At 51.6% G+C, this 22,943-nt stretch carries 24 protein-coding genes; 8 read left to right on the top strand and 16 right to left on the bottom strand.

Features of this window, described 5'->3' with window-relative positions:
* Positions 1 to 2: 2 nt before the first annotated feature.
* Both ACYJL1_RS21945 and ACYJL1_RS21940 read left to right on the top strand, forming a co-directional pair.
* On the top strand, positions 3 to 833 hold the full coding sequence (locus ACYJL1_RS21945) for an ABC transporter ATP-binding protein (RefSeq protein ID WP_460899270.1): 831 nt from the start codon (positions 3 to 5) through the stop codon (positions 831 to 833).
* Entirely contained in the window at positions 833 to 1,618 is a 786-nt protein-coding gene (locus ACYJL1_RS21940) for an ABC transporter permease (protein WP_460899960.1), read from the top strand. Before ACYJL1_RS21945 ends, ACYJL1_RS21940 begins: the two co-directional genes overlap by 1 nt.
* Here the strand turns inward: ACYJL1_RS21940 and ACYJL1_RS21935 are convergent, their stop codons facing one another.
* Positions 1,619 to 2,206 carry a LuxR C-terminal-related transcriptional regulator gene (locus tag ACYJL1_RS21935; RefSeq protein WP_460899269.1) on the bottom strand — a complete coding sequence of 196 codons (588 nt, stop codon included), beginning with the start codon at positions 2,204 to 2,206 and terminating at the stop codon, positions 1,619 to 1,621. It lies immediately after the preceding gene.
* Between the two features lie 81 nt (positions 2,207 to 2,287).
* Between ACYJL1_RS21935 and ACYJL1_RS21930 the strand changes: the two genes are divergently transcribed.
* From ACYJL1_RS21930 to ACYJL1_RS21920, 3 genes are all read left to right on the top strand, one after another.
* Positions 2,288 to 3,010 carry a CoA transferase subunit A gene (locus ACYJL1_RS21930; RefSeq protein WP_460899268.1) on the top strand — a complete coding sequence of 241 codons (723 nt, stop codon included), beginning with the start codon at positions 2,288 to 2,290 and terminating at the stop codon, positions 3,008 to 3,010.
* Position 3,011: 1 nt separating this feature from the next.
* The gene (locus ACYJL1_RS21925) at positions 3,012 to 3,653 is read left to right on the top strand and encodes a 3-oxoacid CoA-transferase subunit B (RefSeq protein ID WP_460899267.1); all 642 of its coding nucleotides are present in this window, start codon (positions 3,012 to 3,014) and stop codon (positions 3,651 to 3,653) included.
* A gap of 454 nt (positions 3,654 to 4,107) precedes the next feature.
* On the top strand, positions 4,108 to 4,374 hold the full coding sequence (locus tag ACYJL1_RS21920; RefSeq protein WP_460899266.1) for a helix-turn-helix domain-containing protein: 267 nt from the start codon (positions 4,108 to 4,110) through the stop codon (positions 4,372 to 4,374).
* Positions 4,375 to 4,441: 67 nt separating this feature from the next.
* On the opposite strand, the gene ACYJL1_RS21915 is transcribed toward ACYJL1_RS21920, so the two are convergent.
* The 4 genes from ACYJL1_RS21915 to ACYJL1_RS21900 form a co-directional block, all read right to left on the bottom strand.
* Positions 4,442 to 5,269, bottom strand: coding sequence for an alpha/beta hydrolase (locus ACYJL1_RS21915; protein ID WP_460899265.1), 828 nt, complete (start codon positions 5,267 to 5,269; stop codon positions 4,442 to 4,444).
* A gap of 20 nt (positions 5,270 to 5,289) precedes the next feature.
* Positions 5,290 to 6,204, bottom strand: coding sequence for an ABC transporter permease (locus ACYJL1_RS21910; RefSeq protein ID WP_460899264.1), 915 nt, complete (start codon positions 6,202 to 6,204; stop codon positions 5,290 to 5,292).
* Between the two features lies 1 nt (position 6,205).
* Positions 6,206 to 6,988, bottom strand: coding sequence for an ABC transporter ATP-binding protein (locus ACYJL1_RS21905; protein WP_460899959.1), 783 nt, complete (start codon positions 6,986 to 6,988; stop codon positions 6,206 to 6,208).
* A gap of 95 nt (positions 6,989 to 7,083) precedes the next feature.
* Positions 7,084 to 8,058, bottom strand: a complete 975-nt coding sequence (locus tag ACYJL1_RS21900) for an ABC transporter substrate-binding protein (RefSeq protein ID WP_460899263.1) — start codon at positions 8,056 to 8,058, stop codon at positions 7,084 to 7,086.
* Between the two features lie 107 nt (positions 8,059 to 8,165).
* Between ACYJL1_RS21900 and ACYJL1_RS21895 the strand changes: the two genes are divergently transcribed.
* From ACYJL1_RS21895 to kynA, 3 genes are read left to right on the top strand one after another with little or no spacing between them, the layout of a single operon-like run.
* Complete coding sequence (locus ACYJL1_RS21895) at positions 8,166 to 8,903, top strand: GntR family transcriptional regulator (RefSeq protein ID WP_460899262.1); 738 nt, start codon at positions 8,166 to 8,168, stop codon at positions 8,901 to 8,903.
* 17 nt (positions 8,904 to 8,920) lie between these two features.
* Positions 8,921 to 10,156 carry a kynureninase gene (gene kynU / locus ACYJL1_RS21890; protein ID WP_460899261.1) on the top strand — a complete coding sequence of 412 codons (1,236 nt, stop codon included), beginning with the start codon at positions 8,921 to 8,923 and terminating at the stop codon, positions 10,154 to 10,156.
* Positions 10,153 to 10,992, top strand: coding sequence for a tryptophan 2,3-dioxygenase (gene kynA, locus ACYJL1_RS21885; protein ID WP_460899260.1), 840 nt, complete (start codon positions 10,153 to 10,155; stop codon positions 10,990 to 10,992). Before kynU ends, kynA begins: the two co-directional genes overlap by 4 nt.
* Here kynA and ACYJL1_RS21880 read toward each other — a convergent pair whose 3' ends face one another.
* The 11 genes from ACYJL1_RS21880 to ACYJL1_RS21830 form a co-directional block, all read right to left on the bottom strand.
* The gene (locus ACYJL1_RS21880; RefSeq protein WP_460899259.1) at positions 10,993 to 11,352 is read right to left on the bottom strand and encodes a hypothetical protein; all 360 of its coding nucleotides are present in this window, start codon (positions 11,350 to 11,352) and stop codon (positions 10,993 to 10,995) included.
* A gap of 193 nt (positions 11,353 to 11,545) precedes the next feature.
* Positions 11,546 to 12,862 carry an NAD(P)H-dependent oxidoreductase gene (locus tag ACYJL1_RS21875; RefSeq protein WP_460899258.1) on the bottom strand — a complete coding sequence of 439 codons (1,317 nt, stop codon included), beginning with the start codon at positions 12,860 to 12,862 and terminating at the stop codon, positions 11,546 to 11,548.
* A gap of 145 nt (positions 12,863 to 13,007) precedes the next feature.
* Positions 13,008 to 13,985 carry a galactofuranose ABC transporter, permease protein YjfF gene (gene yjfF / locus ACYJL1_RS21870; protein WP_460899257.1) on the bottom strand — a complete coding sequence of 326 codons (978 nt, stop codon included), beginning with the start codon at positions 13,983 to 13,985 and terminating at the stop codon, positions 13,008 to 13,010.
* Positions 13,982 to 14,998, bottom strand: coding sequence for an ABC transporter permease (locus ACYJL1_RS21865; protein ID WP_460899256.1), 1,017 nt, complete (start codon positions 14,996 to 14,998; stop codon positions 13,982 to 13,984). The genes yjfF and ACYJL1_RS21865 overlap by 4 nt, the downstream gene beginning before the upstream one ends.
* Positions 14,995 to 16,512, bottom strand: coding sequence for a sugar ABC transporter ATP-binding protein (locus ACYJL1_RS21860; RefSeq protein ID WP_460899255.1), 1,518 nt, complete (start codon positions 16,510 to 16,512; stop codon positions 14,995 to 14,997). Before ACYJL1_RS21860 ends, ACYJL1_RS21865 begins: the two co-directional genes overlap by 4 nt.
* Positions 16,513 to 16,584: 72 nt before the next feature.
* Positions 16,585 to 17,541 (bottom strand): galactofuranose ABC transporter, galactofuranose-binding protein YtfQ, encoded by a 957-nt coding sequence (gene ytfQ / locus ACYJL1_RS21855; RefSeq protein WP_460899958.1) that lies wholly within the window; start codon positions 17,539 to 17,541, stop codon positions 16,585 to 16,587.
* 159 nt (positions 17,542 to 17,700) lie between these two features.
* Complete coding sequence (locus ACYJL1_RS21850) at positions 17,701 to 19,095, bottom strand: FGGY-family carbohydrate kinase (RefSeq protein ID WP_460899254.1); 1,395 nt, start codon at positions 19,093 to 19,095, stop codon at positions 17,701 to 17,703.
* Positions 19,092 to 19,415, bottom strand: coding sequence for an L-rhamnose mutarotase (rhaM, locus tag ACYJL1_RS21845; protein ID WP_460899253.1), 324 nt, complete (start codon positions 19,413 to 19,415; stop codon positions 19,092 to 19,094). The genes ACYJL1_RS21850 and rhaM overlap by 4 nt, the downstream gene beginning before the upstream one ends.
* The gene (locus tag ACYJL1_RS21840) at positions 19,412 to 20,413 is read right to left on the bottom strand and encodes an ABC transporter permease (protein WP_460899252.1); all 1,002 of its coding nucleotides are present in this window, start codon (positions 20,411 to 20,413) and stop codon (positions 19,412 to 19,414) included. Before ACYJL1_RS21840 ends, rhaM begins: the two co-directional genes overlap by 4 nt.
* Positions 20,410 to 21,411, bottom strand: coding sequence for an ABC transporter permease (locus tag ACYJL1_RS21835; RefSeq protein WP_460899251.1), 1,002 nt, complete (start codon positions 21,409 to 21,411; stop codon positions 20,410 to 20,412). Before ACYJL1_RS21835 ends, ACYJL1_RS21840 begins: the two co-directional genes overlap by 4 nt.
* Positions 21,411 to 22,934, bottom strand: coding sequence for a sugar ABC transporter ATP-binding protein (locus ACYJL1_RS21830; protein ID WP_460899250.1), 1,524 nt, complete (start codon positions 22,932 to 22,934; stop codon positions 21,411 to 21,413). Before ACYJL1_RS21830 ends, ACYJL1_RS21835 begins: the two co-directional genes overlap by 1 nt.
* Positions 22,935 to 22,943 lie beyond the last annotated feature (9 nt).

Raw genomic sequence — 22,943 nt, 5'->3', positions numbered from 1 at the left:
TAATGACAGTATCCTTATCTGAGGCGGGCACTCGTGCAGCCGCCATTGAGCTGCAAGGCATTACAATCGCTTTTCCAGTCGCCAACGAGGCGATATATGAGGCGGTTGGCGAAACCCATCTGAATGTTCGCGATCGTGAGTTTGTTGCGATTGTCGGGCCGACTGGCTGCGGGAAATCCACTTTGCTCAATGCAACGGCCGGCTTGCTCAAACCCGCACAAGGCCAGGTCAAAATATTTGGCAAGACACACAGCGGGATAAATGGACATGCCGGATATCTTTTCCAGCAAGATTCTCTCATGCCGTGGAAGACATCACTTGATAATGTCGCAATCGGGCTTGAAGTAGCCGGCATTCCGCGGCGTGAGGCTCTGGAGCGCGCGCGCATATGGTTGGGTAAAGTCGGACTCTCCGCATTTTGCGACCGCTACCCGCATATGCTCTCCGGCGGACAGCGTAAGCGCGTGGGATTGGCACAGGTGCTCATCCGCGATCCGAAGATTATATTGATGGATGAACCTTTCGGGCCGCTGGATGCCCAGACCCGCCTTATCATGGGCGATCTGCTGCTCGATTTGTGGACTGCCGATCGCAAGGCCGTCATGTTCGTCACACACGATCTCGATGAGGCAATCGGGCTGGCCGACCGGGTGGTCATCATGTCTGCCGGACCTTCCTCGCGCATCATTGGGGATTACACAATTCCGCTAACGCGTCCGCGCAATATCGCTGACATCAAATCCGAACCGCAATTCCAGGAAGTGCACCGGGAAATCTGGAATGCTTTGAAGGAAGAAGTGCTCAAAGGCTACAGGCAGACGGAACAAGCATGATGAATCGAGGTATCTTACTTTTCCTGCAAATTCTCGTTGCTGTCGTCTTTCTTGTTGCATGGCACATCGCCTCAACAACAACGCTTTTTGGAGATCCCAAAACAATCAGCTTTTTCTTTGCTGAACCGCTAGCCGTTGGCAACCGCATTATCGACTGGTTCGCCGACGGGTCGATCTGGTATCACCTGGGTATTACACTGACCGAGGCCGCACTGGCATTCATTATCGGTTCACTCGGAGGGGTGATCATCGGCTTCTGGTTCGCACGCAAACCACTCCTTGCAGCCGTGTTCGACCCTTATGTAAAAGCAGCCAATGCTTTGCCGCGCGTTGTGCTTGCACCAATATTTGCGCTCTGGCTGGGACTTGGCATCTGGTCAAAAGTAGCACTGGGCGTTACCCTGGTTTTTTTCATTGTTTTCTTCAATGTTTATCAGGGTGTCAAGGAAGTAAGCCCTGCCGTCCTTTCCAATGCGCGCATGCTTGGCATGAACGGTCGGCAGTTGCTGCGTCATGTCTATATGCCGTCGGCATTGTCCTGGATGTTCTCGTCCCTGCACACTTCCGTTGGTTTTGCGGTAGTGGGAGCGGTGGTTGGCGAATATCTGGGTTCAGCAGCAGGGCTTGGATACCTTATCCACGAAGCTGAAAGCGTCTTCGATGTTACCGGTGTTTTTGCCGGAATGTTTGTTTTGACCTTCTTTGTTATTCTCGTCGACTGGCTCGTGACACTGGTTGAAAACCGTTTGCTTGTCTGGCGGCCCAAGAGTGCTGCTTCCTTCTGATCAGCGCAGACTTGAGAACCATGCAATAAGTTCTGCGCTGTTACGTAGGCTATGAGCACGCATAAGACGTGCCCTATGCGCTTCAACAGTGCGTTTTGACAGACCGATTTCAAGCGCAATCTGGGCATTGGTCTTGCCTTGAGATACCAAAGTCAAAACTTGCTTTTGCCGATCAGAAATAAGACTGATGTCCCCTGTAACCGCCCGGTTTGTCGGTTCGAAACAATAGAGTGCCTCTGCAAATGGATCGGCGTGATTGCGACTTCGCCCACGCACCCGGCACCAGAAACTGGTTCCATCACGCCGCCGCATCAGGCGCTCGTCATAATAGACCTTGCCTCCTCCAAGATTGCTTCTCCACATTTCGCCCGTGCGAACGAAGTCTTTGATCTTGGGATAAAGCCGGTTGAAACTTTGATTGATCAACTCCAGCCGCTCATAGCCAAAAATATCAGCAAATTCGCTATTGCAATCCCTTATGATACGGTGGGTTGCATAAACCATTGGCACTGGCAGTTCCGTTAACTGGAAGCGTTTTCCGCTTGCAGCATTCACAATGTCTGGACTGGGAAACTCCGGTACTGTCATGCAGTATTAATACGACTATCTGCAACATCAACACAAGCTCTACCGTTGTTACAAGGGGAATAGAGAAATGGGAGACTATTCTTGAAAAAAGTTCAATCAAGCGTGGGCGACGCACTGGAAGGTGTACTGTTCGACGGCATGACAATCATGGCCGGTGGCTTTGGTCTTTGTGGCATTCCTGAAGCGCTAATTTATGCGATCCGTGATTCCGGTGTCAAAAATCTGACCGTGATATCCAATAATGCCGGCGTTGACGGCATTGGCCTTGGCGTGTTGCTGGAAACCAAGCAAATCCGAAAAATGATTTCGTCTTATGTTGGCGAAAACAAACTCTTTGCGCAACAATATCTATCGGGCGAGCTGGAGCTGGAGTTTAACCCACAAGGAACGCTTGCCGAGCGCATCCGGGCAGGGGGCGCGGGCATACCAGCCTTTTTCACCAAGACCGGCGTCGGCACCATCATAGCAGAAGGCAAGGACGTTCGCGAGTTCGATGGCGAATCCTATGTCATGGAGCGCGGGCTTGTCGCAGACCTTTCCATCGTTCATGCCTATAAGGGCGATACAGAGGGAAATCTTGTCTATCGTAAAACGGCACGCAACTTCAATCCGATCATGGCGACCGCCTCAAAGTTCACTGTGGCAGAGGTTGAACACCTCGTTGATGCAGGCATGATTGATGGTGACCATGTTCATACGCCCGGAATTTTTGTAAAACGGATCGTACACGTCCCAAACCCCATCAAACACATTGAACAACGGACAACGCGACCGAGACTTGTCGCTGCAAGCGGAGTGCACTGAGATGGCTTGGACACGTGATCAAATGGCCGAACGGGCTGCCCAGGAGCTTGAAGACGGTTTCTATGTCAACCTTGGAATTGGCATTCCGACTCTTGTCGCCAACTACATTCCAACGGGCATGAGTGTACAACTCCAGAGCGAAAACGGTATGCTTGGCATGGGGCCATTTCCCTATGAAGGCGAAGAGGATGCTGACCTTATCAATGCCGGCAAGCAAACGATCACCCAGTTGCCAACGACAAGTTACTTTAATGGTGCCGACAGTTTCGGAATGATCCGCGGCGGGCATATCGATCTTTCGATCCTTGGAGCCATGCAGGTCGCCCGGAATGGTGACCTTGCCAACTGGATGGTGCCCGGCAAAATGGTCAAAGGCATGGGTGGCGCGATGGATCTGGTCGCAGGCGTCAAGAAAGTCGTTGTCGTTATGGAGCACGAGGCAAAAGGTGAAGCCAAGCTCCTTGAAGAATGTACACTGCCGCTAACGGGCCAGCGGGTGACAGACCTTGTTATCACCGATCTTGGCGTTTTTACCATCGAGCGCCGCGGAGACCCGAAAATGACCTTGATCGAAATTGCGCCTGGCGTGACGGTCGAAGAAATCAAAGCGAAAACACAAACTACGTTTGACATCGCTGTGTGATCTCAAATGGCCCGGGAGATCGGGCTATCTCATCTTCTCGATTGTGCAGATGGTGTCATGATTTTGCGGGTGATCTCGGCACTGTGCCTCATAACGGAATGTTCCATAATAAACTTGAGTACAGGCCGAGAGGACTGTTATAGATCCCAAGATAAGACCTGTGAAATAAATCCGTCCAAAAGTCTTCTTTTCCATTATGGCATACCTATATATGTCGGGCTGCAAGTGACACAGCGGCGTTACAATCCACTGATATTCTTCAGCAATTGGTCAAGTCAACGATCGGCATATTCGTCATTTTACTGAGATTTGGCGCTACTTTAAGGCAAGCTTTCAACATAGCTTTCGATCACGTTTTATGTGAACAGACATAAAAGGGTTGATCCAAACCGATGGACGTATAAATTCTGCCTTCCGATTTGTTAACCAAACCATTCACGTTAGGAGCAAAGCGATGAACAAAACCATCGATAACTATTCATTGCCAGAAACGATTACGACGGCTTTAGCCAATGGAATTAATATTGTCAGGGCATTTCGCGAACAATTCGGATATTCAATTGAAGATTTGGCTGTTTCGTGCGGCCTGACATCTCTTGAAATCGAAACCATTGAAAGTGGTCAAAATTCGGATCCGAGCAAGCTGGAACGTATTGCTCATGCGCTCGGTTTGCCGGGCAATGCAATGATCATTGAGGATTCAAAGCGCCTTAGCGCCTGACGCTTCGATAACAACAATCGGTAAAAAAGGCTGCCAAGGTGATATCCCGACCCTGGCAGCCTTTTTTCTATAGTGCAAGTAGCGTACGCGTCAGCAGGTGGTCCGGTCTGGTCAGGCCCTCGATAATGTTGGCATGGTGCTTTTCCGGCTCTTCCACAGCTGTAATATTGCAGTCGAAGCCTGACCATATATTGGCAAGCAAGGCATTGTGTCTGACAAATTCCGGGCGTTCATCTGCGCCAACCCAGGCAGTAAGATCAATCCCTTCTTGTGGCTCAAGCAGGGCAGGGCTCTCCAACCGGGCTTCTGTGGCATCGAGACGAAGCGTCTCGTTCATTTTTGTCTTCATTAAGGGCCGCAGGTCGGTAAGAGCAGAGATTGGAACTGTCTTGCGAATACGCTGGCGGATCGCTTGAGACAGAGGTGATGTTGCCGTCACCATTCGTGCCACGAGGTGACCACCTGCTGAATGTCCCGTCAAATGAATCGGCCCTGCAACTTCTTCTGCAGCTTTCGTCACAGCAAGACCGACCTGGGCGGTAATTTCACTGATGCGAACGTGCGGGCAAAGCACATAGGATGGAATGGCAACAGCAAATCCACAAACATGCGCACCTTTGGCCAAATATGACCACACGCTTTTGTCGAAATCTTCCTTCCAATAGCCTCCATGGATAAAAACCATGAGTCCTTTGAGCTCACCCCAAGGCATGAAAAGGTCGAGCCGATTTCGAGCATCCGGGCCGTAGGCAATATCTGATTTCAGCAGACCTTTGCCATCCATTTCACTACGGAACTGGGCCGCTTCCGTACGCCATTTACCCGGATAGCTGGCACCGTCCGGAATATAGGCGAAGTTGGAATAAGCGTCATCCCAATCGATAGCATCCGTCATTGTCGTCCCCCGATCGCGGATTATTCTCTTATCTTCTCACGTATCTGGTTTCCCCCGCCGGACTTGCGCAGGTTTGGCAAGGCCAGCATCAAGAGCACAAAAGCACCTGTGGCAAATTTAAGATCGGCTGGAGCAAGTCCAAGCGTCAGACAAAATGAGATCAACTGATAGTAAATCAAGGAACCGACAACGGGGGCAAGGACTTGCCGCAAGATTGTTTGACGGCCAGTAATTGCTTCTCCGATGATAAGAGCAGCAAGACCATTGATCAGAATGCCAAATCCCATATTAACGTCGGCAAACCCTTGAGTCTGCACCATAATGCTTCCACCCGTAGCAGAAAGCGCGCTGGCGGCGCCGACCCCTATAATTGTTGCAGTGCTGACATTGATACCTTGCGCTTCCGCCATATCCGGGCTGGCACCCACCGCACGCATGGATGTGCCTTTCTCTGACATGAAGAAGTACAGCATCGCCGCCACAACGAGCGCGACCAGCACACCTACGATTGCGATTTTGACCCACGCAAAATTGGCAGCCGGTCCCGCCAGTAGGGTGAATGTCGTGTCATAGGTGAAAAGCGGAATATTTGTGCGACCCATAATGCGCAAATTGATGCTGTAGAGCATTGTCATTACCAAGATTCCGGCGAGGAGCGTGTTGATCTTGAACCGCAAGTGGATAAACGCCGTTGTGCAACCCGCTGCAAATCCGCAAAGCAGGGCAACAAAAACGGCGAGAAACGGGTTTACTCCGGCAGCTATCAATGTTCCGCAAACACAGCCGCCAAGCGGGAACGCACCCTCAGATGTAAGATCTGGAAAATTCAGGATGCGAAACGGCAGCATGACTCCGAGAACAACAAAGGAAACGATGAGACTTTGCGCAATCGTGACTGGGATGAGCCCATAGAAACTGTTAAACACATCCAGCATCTCAGGCTCCCTGTAACGCGATCGCGTCAGATTTTGTGTGAAAGCGATCGATCAGATTCGGAACTGTTATGCCGCGCTTTTCATCTGGACCTATATCAACAAGCACTTTGCCGGCATCCATCATGATGATCCTGTTACCGTAGTTGATCGCGTGCTCCATATTGTGCGTGACCATCATTGTCGTAAGCTTAAGTTCATCGACTGCGCGCACAGTCGTATCCATGACAAGTTTTGCAGTGCGCGGGTCAAGGGCGGCGGTATGTTCATCCAGAAGCAAAAGCTTTGGATGTGTTGAAACAGCCATCACCAGCGAAAGCGACTGACGCTGCCCGCCGGACAGCAGCCCGACCTGCATGTCGAGGCGGTTTTCCAAACCGAGATTCAGTTCAGCCAATTGTTCGCTATATCGAGCGCGACGAGATGTGGTCAGACCGTAGGAAAAGCTGCGCGGCTTTCCCCGCAATTCGGCAAGAAGCATGTTTTCGCCAATTGTCATGGTCGGCGCGGTGCCGATCATCGGATCCTGAAAGACTCTCGCTATGAACTGAGCGCGGCGATGGGCATTGAGCTTTGTGACATCTTGACCGTCAATGAATATTTTGCCGGAATCCAGTGGCAGCTTTCCGGAAACAGCATTGAGAAAGCTTGACTTTCCAGCGCCATTGCTACCGATCACGATGCAAAAATCGCCAGATTTGAGTGTTACATCCAATCCGTCGAGCGCACGTCGTTCATCCTGTGTGCCCCGATAGAAGATTTTGGTACCGCCCTTGACGGAGAGCATGTCGGTCATGTGTGCCCCTTAAGCTGAGCCGCTATAATATGATAGTTCCCGCACTAAAGGCGGGAACTATATGCTTATGGCTTGCAAGAGAAGGCTTATTTAACGAAACAATTGCAATCCTTGAGGCTATCGGGAACTTTTTGCCCGGTTTTGGCCAGAACGGCTTCATTTATGGCAGCTGCATGGTCTTCGTAGGCAGGCTTGATTGGCGCCAAGCTCTCTGTTGACTTGCCGGCCAGGACTTCAGAGGCGAGTTTTGCCGCGTTCTGACCAACTTTGGTGTAGGAAACTTCAAAGGCCGCCGCGACCAAACCATCTCGTACTGCCTGTGCGGATGCATTCACAACCGGAATATTGATGCTCAATGCGGCGGCGGCAACAGCCGGAACGGCTGGCTGTACAAGATTGGAACCCGGCACATAGATCACGTCAGCTTTTCCCGCCAGCGAACCGACACGAATTGGAATATCATTCGTGTTATCGAGACCGACTTCAACCAACTCCATACCTTGGGTCTTGGTGATTTCCTGCATGAGCTTGAGGACAGCAACGTCATTGTCTTCGCCAGGATTATAAAGATAGGCGACACGCTTTGCGTCGGGCAGCAGCTTCTTGATGAAGGTAATCACCGAAGCCACATCCTGCAGATCGGAAGCTCCGGTCATTGCCTTGTCTCCGGCCTCCCAAGAGGGTGTCAGCTTGGCTGCAACCGGATCGGTAACAGCGGCAAAAACCACTGGTGTATTGGTATTTCCGACGATCTGGCGTGCACCTTGTGCAACCGGCGTGGTCACAGCCAAGATGAGCTTCGGACTGTTGGAGGCCAGCTTGGTGACCATTTGCGGGATCAAGGTAGCATCGAAATTGACCTGCAGCTCGTCATAGACTGCATCGGCAATGCCCAACTTGGTCAGCTCCGCTTTGAAAGCGGTAACTGTTTCATCCAACTGCGGGTGCTTGCCGAACTGCGCGATGCCTATCCGGGTTTCTGCAGCTGCCACGCCCAATCCCAAGGCAAGACCGAGTGTCGTACCTATGGCCAAACGGGCCAACCTGTTTGCCAAAACCATCCGATTCTCCTTTTTTATATGTTCCGCTCTGTAAAGCTTGAAAATAGTATAACAAACGTGAAATGATATACAATATGGAATTGGCATACGCGCGACAAAGGGAACCAATGGCCGATAGTGTCAAATCTGATGGCCTCTACACAGTACTGCGATCCCGCATCCTTAATGGAGAACTGCGGCCTGGGCAATCATTGCGGTTGCGAACGATAGCTCAGGAACTTGGCACCAGCGCTACACCCATGCGTGAGGCTCTCAATCGCCTTCATGCTGAAAACTTCGTCACGACTGAAGCCAATAAAGGCTTTCGCGTCGCTACAGTGACGCTCGAAGAACTTGAAGATCTTGAGACCGCCCGCTCTGTAATTGAGACCCAGCTGCTCGCGCGTTCCATAGAGGAGGGTGACCGCAACTGGGAGGCACATTTGGTCAGCGCACATTACCGCCTTGCCACTTGCATCACACCCAATTCCTTTTCCCAGTCTGAGGCAATCGACGCGTGGGATGTGGCACATGCCGAATTTCATCTGGCGCTGATTGCGGGCACATCTTCGAAATGGCTTATGAGCTTTGCCCAGCAGACCACTGCACAGCTACAGCGGTATCGACGACACATAATCCTGCGCATAGATCACCTGAACCGTACTGCGGAAGGAACAGGGAGGAATGCTGTCCTGTCTCGCGAAGCGCTTGGTATCGATGCGCATACAGCCTTGCTCGAGGCAGCACTCGCACGAGACAAAGTGAAGGCCGAAGCCTTGATGATCGATCACGTTCGCCTTGCCAAAGAGGCTTTTTTGAAACTAGCCCGCGCCGGTGGAATATCTTCTGTCGACACAGCTGCCTGATGGAACAATGAAAACCCATGACAAGTATCAAAGCCACTTTAGCTGACCAATCTGATCCACTAAGGTCCTTTCGCGACAGATTCGAACTGCCCGAAAACGTGATTTATCTTGATGGCAATTCGCTGGGCGCTCTGCCGAAAACCGTTAAACAGCGGGTTGCAAAAACCATCAGTGAGGAATGGGGCGAGCAACTCATTCGAAGCTGGAATACCGCTGATTGGGTCCATCTGCCTCAGCGGGTGGGAAATAAGATTGCCGGCTTGATCGGCGCACCAGAAGGCACTGTTGTTGCCGCTGACAGTACGTCGATCAACCTTTTCAAGGTGCTGTCCGCAGCACTTGGGCTCAATGCCGGGCGCAGCAAGATCGTTTCGGAAAGAGAGAACTTTCCAACAGACCTTTACATCGCAGAGGGTGTGGCAAAGCAGATTGGAAAAGGCCACCAGCTGGTGCTGGTTGATAGACCAGCAGACATTACAGGCATGCTTGATCGCGATGTGGCTGTGCTTATGCTCACCCATGTCAATTATCGTACCGGCTATCGTCACGATATGGCAGCAATAACGAAGGCAGCCCATGACAAAGGTATTCTTGTCATATGGGATCTGGCCCACTCAGCGGGCGCAATGCCAGTGGACTTGACGGGTGCAAATGCTGATTTCGCCATAGGGTGCGGCTATAAGTATTTGAATGGAGGCCCAGGCGCTCCAGCGTTTTTATATGTCAATCCGGTTCATCAAGGAGAATTCGATCAACCCCTATCGGGCTGGTTTGGCCATCGTACGCCCTTCAATTTCGAAACCGCTTATGCCCCGTCCAAGAACATCGAACAATATCTGTGCGGAACGCCGCAAGTTTTGGGCATGGTCGCTTTGGATGAAGCATTGTCAATTTGGGATGATGTCGACATGGAAGCGTTGCGTATCAAGTCGATTGGGCTGTGTGATCACTTCATCGAAGGCGTTGAAGAATTTGCAGTTGAGTATGACTTGAAATTGGTCACACCGCGAGAGGCTGACAAACGTGGCAGCCAGGTTTCCTATTCCTGCGAAAACGGCTACGCCATCATGCAAGCGCTGATCGCTCGTGGAGTGATTGGTGATTTTCGGGCATCTGACATTATCCGCTTTGGATTTACGCCGCTTTATCTGAGCTTTGCTGATGTCGAAAATGCCGTTGCGGTTCTCAAGGATGTTTTGACAACACGCAGCTGGGATGCTGAGACATATCGCAAAGTGGGGGCTGTCACATGACACGCACACCTTACGACCCTTCAGGTGAGGGAGCGCAAATGTCATTTGATGGCCGGATGTCCTACGGCGATTATCTGCGGCTGGATACGATTCTGACAGCACAAACGCCGCTCTCGGATGCGCATGACGAAATGCTGTTTATCGTGCAACATCAAGCGTCCGAAATCTGGATGCGGTTGGTCATTCACGAACTGACATCCGTTTGCGACCACATTGCCAAAGATGATCTTGCACCGTCATTCAAAATGCTTGCGCGGGTTTCACGCATTCTCGACCAGTTGAATTCCGCATGGGATGTGCTGAGAACCATGACGCCCAGCGAGTACACCACGTTTCGCCAGGCGCTCGGCATGTCTTCCGGGTTCCAGTCATTCCAATATCGTGCAATTGAGTTTTTGGCGGGCAATAAGAATGCAGCGATGATGCGCCCGCACGCGCACAAAGCCGACATCCATGCATGGCTCGAACAGATTCTGCACGCACCAAGTATTTATGATCAATCGATCCGTCTTTTGGCACGGAAAGGATTTTCTATTGATCCTGCGCTACTGACGCGCGACTGTTCGCTCGCTTATGAGCCCAACGACAGCGTCCGTGCTGCCTGGCTCGTCGTTTATCGCGATCCGGAAGCTCATTGGTCGCTTTATGAGCTTGCCGAAAAACTCGTGGATTTCGAGGACTATTTCAGGCGCTGGCGTTTTAACCACGTCACGACCGTCGAGCGCATAATCGGTTTCAAAACCGGAACAGGCGGAACTTCAGGCGTCAACTACTTGAGAAAAATGCTCGATGTCGTGTTGTTTCCGGAGCTTTGGGCTGTGCGGACTGATTTGTGATCAGGCCGCATACTTATCAATAGCAACACAGTCCATCGCGGATTTGGCGTGAATATGGTTGCTGTGGGTAAAGCCATGTTTTGCTATAGCTGCAAGATCGTCATCCGGCCTGATCGGACGGGACCACCAATTGTCATTAAGCGTCCAACCATGTGCTGTGGCGCTTTCCACCTCACAGCTGTCCGGGCGAAGTGTGCAGGATTCATGGACAATTCGAGCTTCAGGTGAACGTTTACTCATGAGCTGCCGCCCTTGGGTCAAGGCACTGGCTTCATCATCCGCAATCACGAGCTGGTGAAACAGATGGCGCGACTGCTTGTATTTCGTTAGATAAGCAAACTTTACTTGATAGGCTGGCACGGAGCACTCCTGCATCAAAGACTCAGTCGTTAACCAATTATTAATATTGGTACTTGACAGGTTTTTTGCAAGATTAGCGCCAGATTTATACACACAGAATGCAAGTTAGGTGCAAGCTCAAGCCTCCACCTAACTTACTGTTAAATAATTACAATTTTCGTTCGTTACGATAGCGAAATATAGTTTGATCAGTTTAACCGTATACCAACTTGTCTTGCCGTGCGCGAAGCTCAACAATTTTTGATCCAGGGGCTGTGGCTGCGTTAGCGTGGGTAATGAGCTCGCCCTTTTTTATCGGAGTAGTAACCGAACCGCCTTGTAAGAGTCCGCAAGGGATTGCGCCAGCCGACCGCGCTTCTGGAGCTGTCATGATCCAGGCCCGGTAGCAATACTCCCCAATAGCATCGAGCTTGTCGCCGGGTTTCATATCCTTCTTGGCAACTGCGCACACTTCTGCAACGGGTTTGGCCAAAGGAACCATGTCTGCCTTGCCATATAGCACAACACGGGCACAAGTCAGTGGCACCTCAAGAGAGGTGAGATGATAAGGGCGATGGAATGTGAAATAGGGACCTTTGCCCATTTTCAGATCTTCCATCCGTTCCGATATGCGGGGATGCGACATATCGGCAATAACGAACACACCGGGGGCTACGCCCTTGCCGATAGAATAGTCAACGACACCGACCCTGGACAGTACACCACCATCTTTTTCCGGTACAAGCACCTTGGAAAGCTGATCGAGTGTTGCAGCAGGACCGTGCATGCCTGGCTTGTCCGGGACAAGCCCTGTCGCATTTGCGATTGCCGCCATTTCAACCATAGTCTTGGAGCCATCAACGAATTCAACGAGCATGCGAACATTCATATGACGCCGCGCTGCTTCTTCTTCGTAATCGTCGGGAATGGCATCAATATTGAGTGGATTGTTTTTGCCCTTGCCAGCTGCAACGATCGGATGGCCCATCGCCGAAACAAATTCGATCAACTCCATGCACGACGACGGTTCATCGCCCGCACCCAGCGAATAGGTGACGCCGAGCCGATCAGCCTCGCTTTTAAGATATGCGCCGATGGTAACATCAGCTTCAACATTCATCATAACCAGATGCTTGCCGTGTTCCATAGCCCGCAAACCAATCTCGGCTCCGACCGCTGGCACACCTGTCGCATCGATAACGACGTCGATCAAACCGTTCTCCAGAATCAGATTTGCGTCGTTGGTGACCGCGATCTTTCCGGCTTCCATCGCTTCTGTAAGGGCAGTGGCATTTGATATCTCGCGGGAATGCCCTTCTTCGCGATAGGCGATATCAACCGCCTTAAGGGCGTTGGGAGTGTTGAGCTCGGAGATGGCACCGATTTCGATACCCGGCATATGGGCCACGCGCGTAACAATGTCCGTCCCCATTTCGCCGGAGCCGATCAGACCGATGCGAATTGGGCGCTCCGTGTCGGCGCGTGCCTGCATGTCCCGCGCCAAACCTGTCAATGCAACATTTGTGCTCATAATTCCTCCAATGTTCTATAACCGGAATAGGACGAGAACGCATCATTGGCAACTGACTATGCCGCTTTACGGCGAAAATCCATAATTTGCCATGAGCTGACGTGGAAAATGCTGGAGCTAAACCTCCGAAAACTGTTCCGGCAGCTCATGGTTTGGTAAGGGTCGCCGTTCTTTTCGATGACAGCAGCACCAGCAGGCGTTGCAAGCCAATAAATGAGAAGAGAAGAATTCCGACAACGATTTTTGTCCACCAGCTGGACAGGGTTCCGTCGAAAACGATGTATGTCTGGATGATGCCTTGAATAATCACACCAATGAAAGTGCCTGCGACATAGCCAACACCTCCGGTCAGCAAGGTTCCACCAATAACAACGGCGGCGATTGTATCAAGTTCGACACCGACAGCTGCAAGAGAATATCCGGCCGAAGTGTAAAGTGAGAAAACGATACCCGCGAGCCCTGAAAGGAAGCCTGACATCGCATAGATGCCTATCGTTGTTTTGGCGACCGGCACCCCCATCAGCTCAGCGGATGTACGATTTCCCCCGACGGCATAGATGTACGAGCCGAACTTGCTGAAATGCGCCATCACAATGCCAACTGCAAATACCAGCACCATAAGGCAACCGATGAAAGTAAGCCTTCCGCCACCCGGCAGCAAATAATACAATCCTTGCAGTTGCGAATAAAATTGATGATTGACCGGAATTGAATCCGTCGTCATGACAAAGCACATGCCTCGCGCCAGAAACATTCCTGCCAGTGTAACAATAAAGGCAGGAACTTCCAGATAATGAATGACGGCACCCATGCTTGCCCCGAAAGCAGTCGTGATCATAAGCGCTATGGCGAAGGCGACCAGGGGATGGATCCCGTAATGCGTGATCAGGACTGCAAGCAACACGCCGGTGAAGGCAATCACCGATCCGACCGACAGGTCAATGCCGCCTGAGAGAATGACAAAGGTCATGCCCACGGCAGCAATTCCAAGAAACGCATTGTCGGTCAGCAAATTGCCGGCGACACGTGTTGAGAACATCATGGGAAACTGGAAAACGCAGACAGCATAAGCAACGACACAGATTAACAATGTTGCATAAAGAGGTAAAAGACGTGTGTTCACTGGCTTTTCCGCCTTTTGGTACCGAATTCTGCCTTAACGAATGCCCACCCGCCAGCCGAAGAGAACGACTGTGCAAGCAAGATCACGATGATGACCAGCGCTTTCAGAATGAGATTATATTCTGGCGGAAAACCGGACAGTAGTATTCCTGTGTTCATTGCCTGAATGATGACAGCTCCGAGCGCTGACATGAGAATGGAAAAACGGCCTCCGAAGAGCGAAGTACCGCCGATAACAACTGCGAGAATAGCGTCCAGTTCCAGCCACAGACCGGCATTGTTGGCATCTGCTCCGCGTATATCGGCGGCAATAATGACCCCCGCCAATGCGGCGCAGAACCCGCAGAAAGCGTAGATTACAAGCAGCAGCAGTTTGCTGTTCAGGCCGGCATAGTTGCTGGCGCTGCGATTGATACCGATGGATTCGATCAGCAGCCCAAGTGCCGTGCGTCGGACAACCGCAATCGCTGCAATGAGAAGCAGCCCTGCGATAAGGATAGGCATCGGAATTCCGGCAAATGATCCGGTCCCAAAAAATATCAGGCCGGGTTCATTGAAGGTGACGATAGAGCCTTCCGTAATCAATTGGGCGATACCCCGTCCGGCAACCATCAGTATCAAAGTTGCTACGATGGGCTGCAAGTCGAAATAGGCAACAAGGATGCCATTCCACAATCCGCACAACAAACCTACCCCAAGCGCGGCAAGAATGACAATTGGCAAAGGATATCCGGAAACAGTCATTGTTGCCGCTATCGCACCCGAGACTGCCATGACGGCACCGACAGAAAGGTCAACACCACGGCTCGCGATAACAGCGGTCATACCAACCGCAAGGATAATCACCGGTGCTCCACGGTTGAGCACGTCAATCAGGCTACCGAACAGCCGCCCGTCCTGCAGACGGATGTCAAAAAAACCGGGAAACGCCAGATAGTTGAGAAACAATATCAGCACGAGCGTAAGCAGTTGCGGCATTGCCTTCGTCAGTGCAGTGACACTCGGACTGCTCATACCGAAGCTCTCTCAGGTTCAGCAGCGATCATCCGCATGATATTGGACGGAATGATATCATCGCCGGAAATTTCACCACGATGGGCGCGATCGCGCAGGACGATAACGCGGGTACTGTAGGCAACAATCTCATCAATTTCCGATGAGATAACAAGTAAGGCCATGCCGTCGTCGCAAAGCTTGTTAATCAAGGCAATAATCTCTGCATGTGCCCCCACATCAATGCCGCGGGTTGGTTCATCCAAAATGAGAAGCCGTGGATTGGTTGCGAGCCAGCGCGCAAGAATGACTTTCTGCTGGTTACCGCCAGACAAAAACTTCACCGGCTTTTCGATATCAGTCGTTCGAATATCGAAAGCCTTGACGAATTTGTCGGCCAGCATGATCTGCTCTTGGGTCGATAACCGATTGAACCAACCTCGATGCGCTTGCAGCGCAAGGCAGATATTCTCACGCACGGAAAGGTCCCCGATAATTCCATCGGACTTACGATCTTCCGGACATAAACCAAAGCCACAGGCTACCGCATCTTGCGGTGTTCGGATAAGCACTGGATTGCCATCAATACGAATCTGTCCTGTGTCGGCGGCATCTATTCCGAACAGGACTTTGGCGGTTTCCGTGCGTCCCGAACCCAAAAGACCCGCCATACCAACCACTTCGCCCTCGCCGATATCCAGATCAAATGGTGCGATGCTGCGGCTGCGTCCAATCCCCTTGAACGAGAATTGTCTGATTTCGGGTACGGGCCGATCACGGCGCGTATTGTGTGTGGCAACAGCCAATGTTCGCCCAAGCATCAGCGAAACAAGTTCAATTTGTGGAAGTTCTGCGGTCGATGCGCTTCCCGCCAGTTTTCCATTGCGCAAGACCGTCACCCGATCACAGATTTCGTAGACCTGGTCAAGAAAATGCGTAATAAAGACGATACCGAGACCACGGCTTCGCAACTTGCCAAGTATTGCGAACAGAATTTCGACCTCATGACGGTCAAGACTGGCAGTCGGCTCATCAAGAATAAGAACGCGACCTGACATATCAACCGCGCGGGCGATTGCCACAAGCTGCTGGACAGCGACAGAATAGCGGGACAAATCCGACGAGACATCCAGATGAAGATCATACTGGGTCAGCAATTCTCTCGCCCTTTTTTCCATCAATTTGCGGTTGATGAAGCCAAATCGCATTGGTTGGCGACCAATGAAAAGGTTATCGGCAACAGACATATCCGGGAGCAGGTTCACTTCTTGGTAGACAGTGCCGATTCCCAGACTTTGCGCATGTTGCGTGTCGCGTACGTTTACAGAATGTCCATCGATTTTTATCACGCCGGAATCAGGCTGATGCACGCCTGTCAATACTTTGATAAGTGTCGACTTTCCTGCACCATTTTCGCCGAGAAGCGCATGAATTTCTCCCGGCCGGACAGTAAAATCAACGCCATCCAGCGCTTTGAATCCAACGAATGATTTGCAGATGCCTTCTACGGCCAGAAGACTGGGTTTATCCGTCATTGCGCCTCTCGCGAGCGATTTATCGATCAGTAGCCAGCCGCCCGAACAGGGCAGCTGGCAAGACGGTCTTGATCAGTATCCCAGACCCTTTTTCTCCTCGTAGACCTTCATTGGATCATCGGCCTGTGTATAAAGCTTCGATTCCGTCTGGATCCACTTTGGTGGAGCCTTCCCACCATCCTTGAATGCTGTCAGCACATCGAAAGCAGGGCCAGCCATATTGGGAGTGAGCTCAACAGTTGCGTTTGCCTCACCTTCGGACATTGCCTTGAAAATATCCGGCACCGCGTCAATCGACACAACGAGAATATCCTTACCCGGCTTTAAACCGGCTTCTTTGATTGCCTGAATCGCGCCAACAGCCATGTCATCATTATGGGCGTATAAAGCGCAAATATCTTTGCCGCCATTTTCAGCCTTCAGAAAACCTTCCATGACTTCTTTACCCTTCGACCGGGTGAAGTCGCCTGTCTGACTCCGGGTAATCTTGATGTTAGATGCGGATGCGATACCCTCTTCAAAGCCCTTCTTGCGATTGATTGCCGGGCTCGACCCAACGGTCCCCTGCAATTCAACGACCTTGCAATCCTTGCCCTCTACGGCTTTAACAAGCCATTCGCCCGCAACCTTGCCTTCATGCACTGTATCTGACGTTACAGCCGTCAAATACAAATCCTCATTGGTTGTTTCGATTGTACGGTCCAAAAGAATAACCGGAATATTGGCTTCCTTGGCTTCGGTAAGAACAGTATCCCATCCCGTCGCAACAACTGGCGCAATAAAGATTGCGTCGACGCCTTGGGCGACGAATCCGCGGATCGCCTTGATTTGATTTTCCTGCTTTTGCTGGGCGTCGGCAATCTTCAGATTAATACCGCGCTTTTCCGCTTCAATTTTCGATACGGACGTTTCAGCGGCCCGCCAGCCGGATTCAGAGCCGATTTGCGAAAAGCCAACCGTCAAATCTGCCGCGTGAGCATACCCAGCAAAAGCAAATGCAACCGTGCTGGCAAGCAGAATTCTCTTCATAAAAGCCATGACTTCTCCTCCCTAAATTGGTCAAACTGTTAAGATCCTCCCAGACCTCAATGTGTTACTATAATATAGTAATATAAATAGCAAGAAGACGAATGACCGGTAACCCTTACGGACATTCTTGCCCATGATGACGGCCTGCTGCCATGCAGATTACCGGGTTTTTCCCGGTAACAGTGGCTGGGCATTAAGGGCGCCAGCGCGCCACTTTTCGGCATAAAGATCAAAATTTGTATCGAGCGGGGAGATTGTTCCATGGCCAGATTCTGCGGGAAGCTCGGCACCCGCCAGCAGCGCGGCCCCAAGACTGGTTCCTGTTGAACCGGGAGCTGCAATAATTTCGCGCGATGTGAGGGATCGCAAGGCCGACAGATATATCCGGTTGCGGGAGAATGGCCCCTCGACAATTGTCGGGCCAGTCGCACCGATCAGTTGAAGGCTTGTCTGCGTCATCAGTGCTGCATAGAGCGACGCAGCTGCATTCCTCTCTAAAGCCAGATCCGGCTCGCCGTTCACCCAACCAGCCTCATGATAAGGGAAGGGCCCGGAGCCCTGAACGACACTTGGAAGCATCATCGTCTGATCGGCAATAATTCGGGCAAGCGCTTCAGCGTCCGGCTCAGCAATTTGACCGAGAGTCAACTGATCGAATTCCCTGCCTCCCATAAAACGCGCTGACGGTACCGCCCTGCCGTAAACATCAACATTTGCCAGCGTATCGCGATCCGGATCAAGCTGTTCAAGCGCTCCCCCCACAGCAAACAACACCACCCAAGTGCCTGTAGAGACGACAGAGAAATGAGATTTCCGCCTCATTAAATGGGGTAGTAAAGACGCGTTGGAATCGTGAATACCACAATATACCGGGATGGTATGTTTGACACCAATTTGATCAGCCACTGCGGGCAGTAAACCACCGATCCTGTCAAATGCCGAAGCAATTGGGGGAAGCAATGGTCGCAGCTCAAGCGTGTCGACAAGACTGGAATAGGTGCATGTTTGCGGATTCCATAAATCAGTATGGCAACCAAGAGATGTCACTTCGTTCCTGGCAATTCCGGTCAATCGCCACACCCAATACTGCGCGTAGGTTAGAATCGTTCTGACCTTGGCAAACTCAGCCGGAAACTGCGTTTTCTGATAATGGATTTGCGCTCCGACATTCAGGCCACCGGACTGCAACGGGGAACGTGTTTCGGAAAAATCCGGGCGTAGCGCCGCATAGGCGGCACGCACGTCATCGGGATAGATATACTCATAATCTATAGCGGGCATGGCCAGACCTTGCTCATCAAGCAAGACCGCCGCAGCGCCATGGGCCGTCACAGAGATTGCGTCGAACCCGGGTACAGAAACAAATTCCGACAACGTACCGACAAAAAACGCCCAGAGAGTCTCAATATCATAATGTGGATATAAGCCGGTCTCCAGAACATGATTGGGCGTGCTTCGTGCGGCCAGTTCCATGCCTGTCTTCGCGTCGACCACGACGACCTTGGCATTTGTCTTGCCGATATCAAGAACTGCAACGTGGTCAATTGCGCTCATGGAAGATGAAACATGCAGGTAAGCTGAGTTTGCACAGGCGAACTATCGGGATTGGTTACCATGATATCAGCCATATGTGCCCACCATTTTCTCATAACAGGATGCCCTGCGAGCTCCTCCATCCTATGGTCTGTCGGGCGGATTAGAATGCCAAACAGGATATTGGTGGATGGATCGAGGTGAATCGAATAATCCCGAATACCTGCGTCATGCAGCAGAGCCTCCAGCTCCGGCCATATATCCGCATGACGGCGCTTGTATTCCGCTTCCATGCCCGGATTGAGCATCATGGTGAATGCGTATTTCTCAGTCAGGCTCATGTTGCTTTGCCATACTTCAATCGACGGATAATAATCGGCAAGGCAATCGTGGCGATTAACAGAAGACCGATAAAGATCGACATAACGATACCCGGCACGTTCAGCAGGCCAAGGCCGAATGTAACCAACCCCATGACAAAAGCCGCGATAACGACCCCGCCAATACGGCCAGAACCACCGAGTATAGAAATGCCGCCAAGAACAACCATTGTCACAACTTCCAGTTCCCAGCCTTGTGCAATCGAAGGACGTGTAGAGCCGAGACGGGACGTCAGGCAGACAGCAGCAATACCGGACATTAAACCGGTCAGCAGAAACAGCAGGAACTTGACGCGTTCGACACGAATGCCCGAAAAACGCGCGGCAAATTCATTGTTACCTATGGCATAGATGCGGCGACCAAAATTTGTGGCATGCAGCAAAATAGCGAAAAGATACGCAAAGACTGCAAACAAGACGAATTCGAAGGATACGACCCAGAAGACGTACCCTTGACCGAAATATGCGAATGATGCGGGATAACCGCCATAGGCCTTGTCACCCAGAACAATATAGGCGATGCCTCGAAACAGGCTCATAGTGCCAATGGTGACAACGATCGAAGGCAGGCGCAGACCGGCAACGAGAATGCCATTGATAGCACCGCATCCCAAACCAACGCCTATGCCGATCAAGACGATACCCGGTGTGCTAACACCCATTTGAGCTGCTGCTCCCATGGCCGTTGACGCAAGCGCAATAATCGCGGCCACGGACAGGTCGATTTCACCGGCTATAATCAGAAGAGCCATAGCAAAGGCTATCAATGCCTTTTCCGTGAAATTGAACGTGGCGTCGGACAGGTTCCAGGCATTCAGGAAGTAGGGTGAGGCAAGGCTGTTGGCAATAAAGATCAGCACTGCCACGCAGAGCAGCAAGGCTTCCCAGCTTGCAAACAGACGCGATGCAGAGGTCCCCAGCCGATCAGGAATATGCCGCTTTTCCGTGACTGCGCTCATGCTACGACCTCGACTTGTTCCGATGCGCCACGATCCCTGAGGATGATCCGCCCGCGTCGACGTTCTTGTCGCGCATTGAAAATAACTGCCGCAATGATTACGCCCCCTGAAATTGCCATTTGCGAGAAAGGTGAAATATCAATGACCGGCAGCGCGTTCTTGATAACTCCAAGAAACAACGCGCCAAGGACTGCCCCAGCCACCGAACCTATACCGCCAAGGGTCGAAATTCCGCCAATGACGCATGCTGCAACACTGTCGAGTTCGAAGCCTGCAGCAATGTCGACATAAGCGACCGCATAGCGCGAAACCCACAGATAGCCGCACAGGCCTGCAAGCGTCCCGGAAATGACAAAGGCAAAGAAGCGAGTGCGCCCAACGTCGATGCCTGCATAAACCGCAGCAGTTGGATTTCCGCCCGACGCGTAGATTGCGCGTCCAAGGAATGTGCGCGACATGAGCAGATACATGACAGCCACAATGATAATGGCTATCCAGCCGAGCATCGGCAGACCAAGAAACAGTTGGCGCGGCGTCTGAAGGAAAGGCTCGCTCATCTGATGGGCATTAACCCAGGCCCCACCGGAAAGCACAAAGGCCATGCCTCGATAGATGGTCAAAGTGCCAAGAGTAACAACAATTGAAGGGATATTGAGCTTCCACACAAAAAGCCCGTTGAGTGCACCAAGCACAGCGCCAATTGCGAGCGCCACAAGAACAATCAGCGCCAAGGGCAGACCTGGATAAGTCGCATTTAACATCCCTACAGCCATGCCGGTAAATGCAACATTGGCGGCAACCGACAAATCAATGGATTTTGTGAGGATCACAGTCATCTGGCCCAACGCCAGAATGATGAGGATCGAGGTGTCGTTGAGTATATTGGAAAGATTACCCGGCTTGGCAAAACCGGGTGCGCGCGTTGAAAAGACCGCAAGCAAAATGGCGATAATAATCACCAGCAATATTTCCCGGTATCTGAAGACTTGTTTGATCATTACACACTCGCATTGCCGGTTGCCGCACGAACCAGTGTTTCGGCGCTCAGATTGTCACGCTCAAAGATACCTGCTGAAAGACCTTCACGCATAACAAGTACGCGATCTGACATGCCCATTATTTCAGGTAGTTCAGAGGAGACCATGATGATGCTGAGGCCTTCGCCGGCAAGTTCACTGATAAAGGCATGCACTGCCGCTTTTGACCCGATATCAATGCCTTTTGTCGGCTCATCAAGGATCAGGATTTTGGGTTGCGTTGCCAGCCATTTGCCAATGACAACCTTCTGCTGATTGCCCCCTGACAAGGTTCCCACAGGCACGGAAAGCGCTGCGGCACGCAGATCGAAACGCTCTGCATATTTGCGCGCAAGAGCGAACTCGTTTGCAGCTTTGAGAAATCCGGAGCGGGATGTGCGTGACAGCGAAGGGAGGGAGATGTTTTGATAGATTGGCAGCTGCAGCACTGCACCGTGACGTCCCCGCTCTTCGGGAACATAAACGATCCCGGCATCGATTGCTTCGCCGGGGCTGCGAATGGTGATCTTCTTCCCATCCAGTTTCAGTTTGCCGCTGGACGGTTGGGTAATCCCGAAGAACGACTGGCAAACTTCCGAGCGACCTGCACCGACAAGACCATAAATACCAAGTATCTCACCCTTTCTCAGCTCAAACGATATGTCGCGAAACTCAGTAGGGTGCGTGTAGTTCTCAACGGCGAATACGGCTTCGCCCAAAGCAATATCCACCTTGGGAAAAGCATGTTCGACAGATCGCCCCACCATGAGCTTTACGATCTCATTTTGCTCGACATCGGCAAGCTCACCGCTACCCACGGCCTTGCCATCACGAAACACTGCATAGTGATCAGCGATCTCATAAACTTCATCAAATTTGTGGCTGATGAAAAGGATCGCTTTGCCTTGTGCCTTCAGCCTTTTGACAATCTGGAAAAGATCGTCGACTTCCTTGCGCGACAGCGCTGCTGTCGGCTCATCCATAATGACAATGCGCGCATCGACAGAAAGCGCCCGGGCAATGGCAACGAGATGACGCTGGGCAATCGACAAGTCTTTAAGACGTATACGCGGGTCGATATTGCTTTCCAGCGAATGGAGCAGCGCGAGCGCCCGCGCATTAACCGCCTTCCAGTTAACAAGCCCGAGCCGGGATTTCGGCGCATGTCCGATGAAGATGTTCTCCGCAACTGACAACTCATCGAAAAGAACCGTTTCCTGATGAATAGCTGTTACGCCGGCGTCTATCGCGTCCTGTGCATTGGCAAATGCAACCGCTCCACCGTCAACGTAGATTTCTCCCTCGTCGCAGGAGTAGATTCCGGTGAGGATTTTAACGAGCGTAGATTTTCCAGCGCCATTTTCTCCGATCAAAGCCGTAACCTTGCCGGCATAGAGCGCGATATTCACATCGTTCAAAGCCTTTACGCCAGGAAACGATTTGGAAATGCCGCGCATCTCGAGGAGCGGAGTATCAGATACTGGCTTTGACGCTGTCTGGTTCATTGATTTTAC

The sequence above is a fragment of the Phyllobacterium sp. K27 genome, assembly GCF_054796155.1.
Note: the sequence above shows the minus strand (reverse complement) of the source record. Positions and strands in the feature narration are given on the sequence as shown.

What these genes read in the sequence shown, in the direction of transcription:
- kynA (WP_460899260.1), top strand. Translation starts at nt 10,153, where the DNA reads ATGACACGCACACCTTACGACCCTTCAGGTGAGGGAGCGCAAATGTCA.
- ACYJL1_RS21895 (WP_460899262.1), top strand. Translation starts at nt 8,166, where the DNA reads ATGGCCGATAGTGTCAAATCTGATGGCCTCTACACAGTACTGCGATCC.
- ACYJL1_RS21920 (WP_460899266.1), top strand. Translation starts at nt 4,108, where the DNA reads ATGAACAAAACCATCGATAACTATTCATTGCCAGAAACGATTACGACG.
- ACYJL1_RS21850 (WP_460899254.1), bottom strand. Translation starts at nt 19,095, where the DNA reads ATGAGCGCAATTGACCACGTTGCAGTTCTTGATATCGGCAAGACAAAT.
- ACYJL1_RS21910 (WP_460899264.1), bottom strand. Translation starts at nt 6,204, where the DNA reads ATGCTGGATGTGTTTAACAGTTTCTATGGGCTCATCCCAGTCACGATT.
- ACYJL1_RS21875 (WP_460899258.1), bottom strand. Translation starts at nt 12,862, where the DNA reads ATGAGCACAAATGTTGCATTGACAGGTTTGGCGCGGGACATGCAGGCA.
- ACYJL1_RS21835 (WP_460899251.1), bottom strand. Translation starts at nt 21,411, where the DNA reads ATGATCAAACAAGTCTTCAGATACCGGGAAATATTGCTGGTGATTATT.
- ACYJL1_RS21935 (WP_460899269.1), bottom strand. Translation starts at nt 2,206, where the DNA reads ATGACAGTACCGGAGTTTCCCAGTCCAGACATTGTGAATGCTGCAAGC.
- rhaM (WP_460899253.1), bottom strand. Translation starts at nt 19,415, where the DNA reads ATGAGCCTGACTGAGAAATACGCATTCACCATGATGCTCAATCCGGGC.
- ACYJL1_RS21940 (WP_460899960.1), top strand. Translation starts at nt 833, where the DNA reads ATGAATCGAGGTATCTTACTTTTCCTGCAAATTCTCGTTGCTGTCGTC.
- ACYJL1_RS21830 (WP_460899250.1), bottom strand. Translation starts at nt 22,934, where the DNA reads ATGAACCAGACAGCGTCAAAGCCAGTATCTGATACTCCGCTCCTCGAG.
- ACYJL1_RS21905 (WP_460899959.1), bottom strand. Translation starts at nt 6,988, where the DNA reads ATGCTCTCCGTCAAGGGCGGTACCAAAATCTTCTATCGGGGCACACAG.
- ytfQ (WP_460899958.1), bottom strand. Translation starts at nt 17,541, where the DNA reads ATGAAGAGAATTCTGCTTGCCAGCACGGTTGCATTTGCTTTTGCTGGG.
- ACYJL1_RS21865 (WP_460899256.1), bottom strand. Translation starts at nt 14,998, where the DNA reads ATGAGCAGTCCGAGTGTCACTGCACTGACGAAGGCAATGCCGCAACTG.
- ACYJL1_RS21945 (WP_460899270.1), top strand. Translation starts at nt 3, where the DNA reads ATGACAGTATCCTTATCTGAGGCGGGCACTCGTGCAGCCGCCATTGAG.
- ACYJL1_RS21900 (WP_460899263.1), bottom strand. Translation starts at nt 8,058, where the DNA reads ATGGTTTTGGCAAACAGGTTGGCCCGTTTGGCCATAGGTACGACACTC.
- ACYJL1_RS21840 (WP_460899252.1), bottom strand. Translation starts at nt 20,413, where the DNA reads ATGAGCGCAGTCACGGAAAAGCGGCATATTCCTGATCGGCTGGGGACC.
- ACYJL1_RS21925 (WP_460899267.1), top strand. Translation starts at nt 3,012, where the DNA reads ATGGCTTGGACACGTGATCAAATGGCCGAACGGGCTGCCCAGGAGCTT.
- ACYJL1_RS21860 (WP_460899255.1), bottom strand. Translation starts at nt 16,512, where the DNA reads ATGACGGATAAACCCAGTCTTCTGGCCGTAGAAGGCATCTGCAAATCA.
- ACYJL1_RS21915 (WP_460899265.1), bottom strand. Translation starts at nt 5,269, where the DNA reads ATGACGGATGCTATCGATTGGGATGACGCTTATTCCAACTTCGCCTAT.
- kynU (WP_460899261.1), top strand. Translation starts at nt 8,921, where the DNA reads ATGACAAGTATCAAAGCCACTTTAGCTGACCAATCTGATCCACTAAGG.